Origin of the sequence: Paraburkholderia sp. LEh10 (assembly GCF_017814945.1) — a bacterium.
In the GTDB taxonomy this organism is placed as follows: domain Bacteria; phylum Pseudomonadota; class Gammaproteobacteria; order Burkholderiales; family Burkholderiaceae; genus Paraburkholderia.
The window spans coordinates 1-7,884 of the sequence record NZ_JAGIPX010000135.1 but is presented as its reverse complement, the minus strand read 5'-3'; the positions used below and the strand labels follow the sequence as shown (position 1 = coordinate 7,884).

Genomic DNA, 7,884 nt, shown 5'->3' with positions numbered 1-7,884 from the left:
CCGTTGATTTTCGACGGCCGCAATCTGTATGAACCGGAGGCGATGTCGGAGCTCGGCATCGACTATCACTCGATTGGCAGGAAGACTCAAGCAGTTAATCAGGCAGGCGAGAAGACGAGCAAGTTATTTGTTCGATCAGTTGAATAAGGACGCTTGTCGGGTCTCTAGTCCGGTCTTCATCCAGTCGAATGCGCCGAGCCGATAAAGGTCCAATGTTTTCCAATGTCTTGATTGTTTGTTATGCAAATATTTGCCGATCACCTGCGGCAGAAATGGTCTTCAAGACATTGCATGAAAAGAAGTCGAAAAGGAAGGTGATCTATCACTCGGCCGGAATTCGCGCGATCGAAGGCATGCACATGGACGCAACGATGCAACGGTTGTTGTCCCAGCGTGGCGTACATGTAGGAGAACACCATTCGCGACGCCTGAGCGCGGCGATGGTGCGAGAAGCGGACCTCGTGCTCGCTGCAGAGCGTCAACAGATATGCAAGATCGAGGCTCTTGAGCCTACTTCACGTGGCAAGGTATTCGGGCTCGGCAATTGGGAAGGTGTCGAAATCAACGATCCTCATGGAAAGGACGAGTCCTTGTATCACGAGACACTGGCATTGATCGAGCGAGTAGTTGCAAGTTGGATTGACCGTCTATGTTGAAACGCTATTTTACGAGCCTGATTGTCTTGCCGATTTTGTCGGGCTGTGTCACCGCACCGGGTAATTACCTTGACACCTCAAGGCTCCAGACGGAAACGTCTGGTCAGCCCGCGGAGGTGTATCAGGTGAAGTCGATCAATGCCACCTTGATCACGGAAGAGGCTGGCGCGCGCCGGGACGCCGAGCGTGCTCAAGAGCAGTTGAGTCGTCAACTCGCGGGCTCGGACGGTTATGTTTATCACGTCGCGCCGCAGGATATCCTCGGAATCACTGTATGGGACCACCCGGAACTGACAACTCCGGCGGGGGCGGGATTTTCTTCTGGCGGCAATACGACGCAAACGCTTGCAGACACATTAAAACAGCCGTATAGCGCCGCACTACCGGGCCAGTCCGACCCGTATGGCCAGACTGTTGCGGCCGACGGGACGATCTTCATTCCGTTTGGCGGCCGATTGCATGTGGCAGGCAAGACGGTCGTTCAGATTCGCGACCAGGTTGCAGCGAGCCTAGTCCGATTTGTCAGGGACCCGCAGGTCGATGTTCGGGTTTTGTCGTATCGCAGTCAGAAAGTGCAAGTGACAGGTGAAGTGAAGACGCCTGGACCTTTGGCCATCAGCGACGTCCCGCTTACGCTGGTTGATGCGGTTACGCGTTCGGGAGGAACGACGGCAGAGGCAGATTTGCAGCGGGTCCGTCTTGTTCGGAAAAAGCAACTTTACGTGCTTGACGTCAATCGCATGCTCGACAGAGGTGACATGACGCAGGACGTGATGCTTCAGGCTGGGGATGTCATCAATGTTCCCGATCGAGTCGATAGCCGGGTCTTCGTTATGGGCGAGGTCAAAACGCCAACGCCTTTGCCAATGTACAAGGGTCGCCTGACGATTGCAGATGCGCTTACACAGGCTGGCGGAATTCTGGATGCGGATGCAAATCCGCGCCAGATATACGTGATGCGTGGGATGAAAGATCAGCCCACGACGCCGGAGGTATTTCACCTCGACATGACGCAGCCTGATTCGATCATGCTGTCGGCCCAGTTTCAGCTTAAACCGATGGATGTTGTCTACGTAGGGACAGCGGCATCGACTACGTTCAATCGTGTGTTGCAGCAGGTCTTGCCGACGCTGCAGACGCTTTTCTATCTAAAGCAACTGACGCGCTAAGTCATCTTGGTTGCCGGGCGCGTGCCGCCCGGCGGTGCGCACTTTCACAAGTGACAAAGCCGACGAACAACGTCGATATCCCAATCGCAATTCACCCTGGAAAATTGTGAATATGGAAGTAGTGAAGCACGGGCACTCGCATCGCGGCACACAACCGGATGCGGACGACGAGATTGTTCTCGACAACTTGTTGCGCGCAATCATGGACGACGTTTGGTGGCTTGTCGGAGTGACAGCCGTCGTGCTCTCATTGGCTGGGTTGTATTGCCTGTTTGCGAAACCGGTATATCTGGCTGACGCGCTGATCAAGATTGAGCAGGCCGATGATTCTTCACAACTACTGATGCAGTTGGGTAGTGTGACGAGCGCGATAGCGCCCGTTCCAACCGATGCGGAAATGGCGATCATCCAGAGTCGCGATGTGGTCCGCCCTGTAGTCAAGAAGTTCAAGCTCGACCTTTCTGTCGAACCGAAGCAAGTGCCAATTATTGCCTCGCTTTCGTCTGCTTTTGCGACGCCCGGAAAACCTTCTCCGGCATGGTTGGGCTTGTCATCGTTCGCATGGGGGGGCGAGCTATTAGACGTGGACAGCGTTCAGGTTCCGCCGGCGTTAGAAGGCAAGAAACTGATCCTGACCGTAGCGGACTCGAAGCATTTTGAATTGAGAGACCCGGACGGCACAGCTTTGCTTCGCGGAGAAGTGGGATACCCTGTCAGCGGACAAGGGGTGACCATTCTCGTCAAGCAATTGGTCGCCCGTCCGGGTACTCGTTTTTCCATCATTCGGATTAATGACGTCGACGCCGTGAACCTGTTCCTAAAGGACGTTCAGGTCCAGGAGCAAGGTAAGCTCACCGGGCTAGTCGACGTATCCATGGAAAACAAAGATCCTCAATTCGCGGCAGACGTTACCAACGAGCTGGCGCAGTCATATCTTCGTCAACATGTTCAAAGCAAGCAGAAGAATGCTGAAAATATGCTTTCTTTCTTGAAAAGCGAAGAGCCACGTCTCAAAGCAGATCTGGACAAGGCAGAGATGGCACTTGCGCACTATCAGACGCAATCAGGCTCAATCACTGCGGGCGAGGAAGCCAAGGTTTATCTGGCGGGTAGCGTCGCTTACGAACAACAGATATCCGCGATGCGTCTTCAATTGGTGGCCCTTCAGCAGCGATTTGGAGACGATCATCCAATGATAAGGGCAACGAGTGAGCAAATTGAACAACTCGTTGATCAGCGTGATCGCTATGAAAACCGTTTCCGGCGGTTGCCAGAGACACAAGTTCGTGCCGTGCAATTGGAGCGTGACGCCAAAGTCGCTGCTGAGATCTACGAACTTGTACTGACTCGCGAACAGGAGTTGTCCGTACAGAAAGCGGGTACAGGCGGTAGCGCGCAGCTTGTCGACGTCGCTCTCCGGCCGGGAACCCCGATTAAGCCAAAACGGATACTGATTTTGTCTGCTGCATTGATGTTAGGGTTGATCTTGGGTTCCATTGTGATTCTCTCGCGGAGAAGGCTGTTCAAGGGAATTGAAGATCCTGAAGAAATTGAGCGCATGTTCCAACTGCCGATCTGTGGAATGGTGCCGCTAAGCGAGCATGAGGCTCAGTTCACGAAAGTATCCGTTTCAGGGAGCTTGCGACGTTATCCGGTATTGGCCCATTCGAACCCCGGAGATGTTTGTGTGGAGAGTCTTCGGAGCCTTCGAACGTCATTGCAGTTTGCGCTGATGAGCGCGTCCAATCGCATCGTGATGTTGACGGGCCCAGTGCCGGGTGTAGGTAAGAGCTTCTTGACAGTCAATCTGGCAGTCTTGCTGGCAAATTCAGGCAAGAAAGTGCTGATGATCGATGCGGACATGCGTCGGGGATCGCTTGAGCGCTATATCGGCGGAGGGGCGGCTAATGGATTGGCGGAACTCCTGGCGGGCAAGATTGAAATCAATGCGGCAGTGCGCGAATCGAGTATCGATGGACTTAGCTTTGTTTCCTGTGGGCAGAGACCATCCAACCCCGCGGAGTTGCTGACATCGACTCGACTTGTGAACTGTCTCGCAGAATTTGAAATGAACTACGACGTTGTTCTTATCGATACGCCGCCGGTGCTGGCGGTGACGGATGCGTCGCTCGTCGGCGAACATGCAGGAACGAATTTCCTTGTCATGCGATCGGGTATGCACCGTCCATTCGAGATTGCTGATGCGATCAAGCGGCTCAGAGTGGCGGGTATCGATTTGAAGGGGGGATCTTCAACGGCATGTCGAGGCATGGTCGCTATGGATATGGTGCTGTACATAACTATTTGAGCGTCGAAGCCTCATCGGCTTGAAGAGAGACCTGCGATGAAAGTTACTGTGCTTGTTCCGACCTATCGCCGAACGGCAGACCTCGTACGTTGCCTACTTGCATTGAGACAGCAGGAGCGAAGTTGCGATGAAGTCGTTGTTGTCGCCAGGTCGGAGGACGACGCTACGTTGACGTGTTTGGGCGACCGAAAGATCGTAGAAGGGCTGCCTCTTAATGTTGTGCTGAGTGATGTGCCGGGCCAGGTTGCGGCACTCAATCGTGGGCTTGAAGCCGCCTCTGGCGACGTTATTGCGATCACCGACGACGATGCGGCACCCCACGCCGACTGGACTCGACGCATAGTGACCGCTTTTGAAGCTGACCCGTGTCTCGGTGCGATTGGCGGGCGGGACTGGATGCACCTGAAGGGACGATTAGTCGAAGGTGAGAGGCCTATCGTAGGCAAGATAACGTGTTTCGGGAAAGTCATCGGCAATCATCATCTGGGCGTTGGCGAGCCACGCGAAGTGGACGTGCTTAAGGGTGCAAACATGAGTTACCGGCGCGAAGCGGTCCGCAATATTCGCTTCGATACACGTTTGCGCGGAACAGGGGCGCAGGTCCATAACGACATGGCGTTTAGCATGAGCGTGAAAAAGGCTGGCTGGAGACTGGTCTACGATCCCCAAATAGCTGTCGATCACTTTCCTGCGGAACGTTTTGACGAAGATCGGCGAGACGTACCGACCCTGGCAGCTATATGCAATGCGGCATTCAACTTGCATTTGACCCTTAGAGGTCATTTGTCTCCGCTACATCGCGGCGTTGTATGGTGGTGGTACATGCTCGTTGGTACGCGTGCATATCCTGGATGTGTACACGCGTTTCTTGCATTGCTGTCGGAAGAGCGTAGTACGAAACTCGCACGCTGGCGCGCCGTACGCATGGGCGCGCGCGAGGCGCGCTGCGCGTTCGCGCGCAACGGCAGCACGGGTACGGGCAAAGGGATGCACGCATGACGACAAAGGTTCATGTGCATCTCTTCTACGGCGCCGATCCGCGCTTCTATCGCAAAGGCGAGAACATTGGTTGCCTGTACGGCTATCACCATGCCGAATCGGATGAGTTCAAGCTGACGTATTCGCAGGACGCGAAGGAAACCAAGCCGGTTCGCCTCGTACGCCGCGCGCTGAAGGCAATGCTCGGCTTCGATCTGCTTCATACGCTGCGCAACCGCGACGAGATTTTGCGTTCGGACGTGATCTGGACACATACGGAATACGAATGGCTGTCCGTCGCACTGTTGCTGCTGATGCGCGGACGGCGTATCAAGCATGGAAGGCCGCCGCTGTTGCTCGCGCAAAGCGTGTGGCTGCTCGACAAGTGGCCGGACTACGGGCTCATTCGCCGCTGGTTTTATCGCAAGCTGATCAGACGCGCCGATCTGCTGGCGACTCACGCACGCGAGAACGCCTTGTTATGTCGCGAATACTTCGGCCGCGACGCGACGCAGCTTTTTTATGGCTTGAATACACGCGACTTTCCCGTGCAGCCGCCGAAGGAATGGCAGCCGCACACGCCGCTACGCATCGCGGCCATCGGCAACGACCGTGACCGCGACTGGGAGACGCTCATCAAGGCCGTCGGCAATGATCCACGCTTTGCCGTGCGGCTCGCGACGCGGCGGCGCATTCCGCGCTCGTTGCGCTCGCCGAACGTACATGTCACGCCCGCAGCGGGTCTGAACAAGCAGCGCGAGTTGTACGACTGGGCCGACGTGGTTGTCGTGCCATTGCGGCCAAACTCGCATGTGTCGGGTATCACGGTGATGCTCGAGGCTGGCGCCGTCGGCAAGCCGATAGTCGCGTCGAACGTCGGCGGATTGCAGGACTATTTTTCCGAGCGTGCCGTGGCTTATGTGCCGCCATTCGATGCGGACGCGTTGCGCGATGCACTGCTCGGTCTTGCGTCAAAACCAGAGGAAGCCTTGCGGCAGGTGTGGGAGGCCGCTCACGAACTCGTTTCCCGCGATCATACGACCGAGCACTATGCGCGACAGCACGTGAGGGTCACTTGCGATTTGTTGCGCCGCCATGCGCAAACGGTGTGTCAAGGTTCGCATCAGAACGGTGAAGCGGATACGTCGCCAAACCGCCAGGGAGAATAGGCGATGACGTTGAAAGCCCGAGCCATCAGCGCAAGCGCAACGGGTATTGTCAACGACGGCCGCAATGAGTGGATGCCGCCCGCGTTGCTATGGCTTGTGACGGCGATGCTGATCATCGCTCATCAGGGCGCGGCTCTGACGCTCGCGTTCCCTGTGCTGTCGACTGCAGCAGGTTTCTGGTTGTACTTCAAGAATCCGCTGCGTTACATCGGCTACACGTGGTGGTTGTGGTTCCTGAGCCCGGAAGTGCGCCGTTTGGCCGATTGGTCCAACGGTGCTTACACGCCGACGAGCCTGATCCAGGTCGCGCCGCTCGCCGTCACGATGATCAGCGGACTTTCGCTGATCCGCTTCTACCCTGTGCTAGCACAAAAACGCGGCTTGCCCGTCCTTCTGGTGCTCGCAGGGCTTGCTTATGCATTCATGATCGGTGTCGCCTCCAGCGGCCCGTTGGCGGCTTTGTACGACCTCGCGAACTGGATCTATCCGATCCTGATCGGCTTTCACATCATGGCGTATTCGCATAGATATCCGGAATGCCGGGAGACAATCGTCGGAACCTTTGTAGGGGGCATGTTAGTAACGGGCATTTACGGCCTCGTACAGTTTTGCATCATGCCTCCTTGGGACGTGCTCTGGATGTCGAATTCACAGATGAACTCGATAGGCGAGCCCGTACCGTTCGGTGTGCGTGTGTTCAGCACGATGAACTCGCCGGGCCCGTTCGCTTTTGTCATGATGGGCGCGCTGATCTACTTGACGGCAGCGAATCATCGCGTGCGGTGGATTGCTGGCGCGTTCGGCTTTCTTGCGTTTTGTTTGAGTCTTGTGCGTTCGGCGTGGGGCGGCTGGGTGGTCGCGATGCTGATCCAGTTGGCGAAGTCAAACAGCAAGGTTCGCGTGCGTATTGCCGCAAGTGCAATGGTCTTGGCGGTGCTCGCCGTCCCTCTACTCATGATCGGTCCTATTGCCGAAAGGATGCAGGTTCGACTGCAGACCATCGTCAATCTGCATGACGACCGGAGCTACGCCGCGCGCAACGAGTTCTACGCAAGCTTCGCGAAGACCGCGTTCACCGACGTGACGGGCGAGGGCCTGGGCGCGACGGGCACGTCGACGAAGCTGTTGAACGGCGCCGGCCAGCTCGGCCAGTACGGCAACTTCGACAGCGGCGTGATGAACATTCCGTTCGTGCTCGGCTGGCCGGGCTCACTGCTGTACATGTCGGGGCTTATCTGGCTTCTGATCCGTGCGGTATCGAAGTCCTTCCGTCTTTCTGATGACGGATTCTCAACTGCAAATCTCTCCATTGCGACGGCAGTTGCGGCGATGCTTTTGTTCACGAACTCAGTCATTGGAACGAGCGGCCTTCTCTTGTATGGAAGCATCTTCTCTATCTTGTCTGCGGCGCACTGGCGGAGTCTGAAGGCTCGAAACGACATATCTGACCGGGGCCACTGATTGAGAGTCGCCATCGTCACGCATGTCGTGCGTCACAACGACGGGCAGGGCCGTGTCAATCACGAGATCGCGCGCGCGGCGCTCGAAGAAAACATCGAGGTCACGCTGGTTGCCTCGCATGTCGCGCCCGAGTTGCTCGCGCA

5 protein-coding genes and 2 pseudogenes are annotated in these 7,884 nt (G+C 56.3%); all 7 read left to right on the top strand.

Going from position 1 to position 7,884, the window contains the following annotated elements:
* Positions 1-212 precede the first annotated feature (212 nt).
* A complete protein-coding gene (locus J8I87_RS42670; RefSeq protein ID WP_209938597.1) occupies positions 213-656 on the top strand; it encodes a low molecular weight phosphotyrosine protein phosphatase in 444 nt (147 codons plus the stop codon).
* Positions 650-1,825, top strand: a complete 1,176-nt coding sequence (locus J8I87_RS42665; RefSeq protein ID WP_209938595.1) for a polysaccharide biosynthesis/export family protein — start codon at positions 650-652, stop codon at positions 1,823-1,825. The genes J8I87_RS42670 and J8I87_RS42665 overlap by 7 nt, the downstream gene beginning before the upstream one ends.
* A gap of 103 nt (positions 1,826-1,928) precedes the next feature.
* Positions 1,929-4,156: pseudogene (locus J8I87_RS42660) on the top strand (polysaccharide biosynthesis tyrosine autokinase).
* 13 nt (positions 4,157-4,169) lie between these two features.
* A complete protein-coding gene (locus J8I87_RS42655) occupies positions 4,170-5,132 on the top strand; it encodes a glycosyltransferase family 2 protein (RefSeq protein WP_209938593.1) in 963 nt (320 codons plus the stop codon).
* Positions 5,129-6,280: a glycosyltransferase family 4 protein gene (locus J8I87_RS42650; protein WP_209938592.1), complete on the top strand. Its 1,152-nt coding sequence runs from the start codon at positions 5,129-5,131 to the stop codon at positions 6,278-6,280. The genes J8I87_RS42655 and J8I87_RS42650 overlap by 4 nt, the downstream gene beginning before the upstream one ends.
* Before the next feature lie 3 nt (positions 6,281-6,283).
* On the top strand, positions 6,284-7,741 hold the full coding sequence (locus J8I87_RS42645) for a glucose-6-phosphate isomerase (RefSeq protein WP_209938591.1): 1,458 nt from the start codon (positions 6,284-6,286) through the stop codon (positions 7,739-7,741).
* Positions 7,742-7,884 (top strand): annotated as a pseudogene (locus tag J8I87_RS42640) (glycosyltransferase family 1 protein); the annotation flags it as partial. It abuts the gene before it with no gap.